We start from the raw sequence: 1,552 nt of genomic DNA on the forward strand, positions 1-1,552 counted from the left end.
GCTTCTGTTGTGTACACGCCCCCGGCGGGGGGGGGCGCGGGGGGGGGCCCCCCCCGCCCCCCGGGCCCCCCCCCCACCGCCGCGCCGCGGAGTCGTTCGCGGCCCTGGTCGCCGACCGCACCCGGATCCTGGGCCCGGACTACCGGGACACCCTCGACGCCCGCTGGTGGCAGGCCCTCGCCCAGAGCGAGGCCGGCCACCACCGCAGGGCGGGCGACCTGTTCGCCGCCCTGGTCGCCGACCGCGCCCGGGTGCTCGGCGCCGACCACCCGGACACCCTGAACGCCCGCTGGTGGGAGGCGGCCTCGCGCCGCTCGGACGGCGACCTCGACCGGGCCCGGCAGCTGTGCGAGCAGCTGCTCGCCGACCGGCTACGGCTCGACGGCCCGGACCACCCGGAGACCCTCGACGCCCGGCTCCTCCTCGCCTGGGCCCACCGGACCGCCGGCGACCACCTGCTCAGCATCCGGCTCAGCGAGGCCCTGCTGCTCGACCGGATCCGGATCCACGGCCCCGACCACCCGGCCGTGCTGACCGCCCGGAGCATCCTCGCCGCCGACCTCGCGTACGCCGGACTGCGCCGACGGGCCGCCACCGACCGGGAGCAACTGGCCGCCGACCACGACCGCGTCCTCGGGCCGGAGCACCCCGACACCCTCGCCGTCCGATCCCTGCTCGCCCAGGAACTCGCCAAGACCGGCGAACTCGACCGGGCCACCGCGCTCCTCACCGACCTGGTCGCCGCCCGGCGCCGTCTCCAGGACCGGGACCACCCGGACACCCTGGAGGAGCGGGACGAACTCGCCTACACCCACCGCCTCGCCGGACGCCACCGCCAGGAGATCGCCGAGGTCCGGGCGCTCCTCACCGACCACGAACGCGTCGACGGCCCGGACCACCCCGACACGCTCACCGCCCGCCACCGCCTGGGCCACGCCCTGCGGCACGGCTGGCAGCACGACCGCGCCGACGCGCTCTACCAAACCCTGCTCGCCGATTGCGACCGGATCCTGGGAGCCGACCACCCCGACGTGCTCGACGTCCGGGACAGCCTCGCGCGCAACCTCGCCGCGGCCGGCCGCCACCCCGAGGCCACCGCCGCCTACCGCGACGCGCTCGCCCACGCGCTCGCCGCGCACGGGCCCGGGCACTCCTTCGTCCGCGAGCTCCGACGCGACCTCGCCAGAACCCTGCTGCTGGCCGGGGACAGCGCCGCGGCCGTGGCCGAACTCGCCCCACTGGCGGACGAGTGGACCCGGCTCACCGGCCCCGGCCTGCCCGAGCTGGTCCACGCCGGCTGCGTCCTCGCCTTCGCCCACCACCTGGACGGGCAGCGCGAAACCGCACTCCGGCTGGCCGGCGACCTGGTCGCCACCGCGACCGCCGCCCTCGGCGACCCGGACGACGCGACCGTGCCGGCCCGTCTGACCGAGGCGCTCCTGCTCGCCGACGGGGCCCGCCCCCCCCCCGCCCGCGGGCCGGGGGGGGGGGGGGGGGGGGGCCGGGCCGCGCGCCCGGGGCCGCCCCCCCCCCCCACACCCGGGGGCACCCC

At 79.0% G+C, this 1,552-nt stretch carries 1 protein-coding gene; it reads left to right on the forward strand.

All coding sequences use genetic code 11. The annotated features are described in order from the left end of the window. Positions 1-1,552: tetratricopeptide repeat protein (locus ACFWXO_RS04650; RefSeq protein WP_380522339.1), on the forward strand; the 1,552-nt coding region annotated here is incomplete at both ends.

The organism is Kitasatospora sp. NPDC059088 (assembly GCF_042738155.1).
GTDB lineage: Bacteria > Actinomycetota > Actinomycetes > Streptomycetales > Streptomycetaceae > Kitasatospora.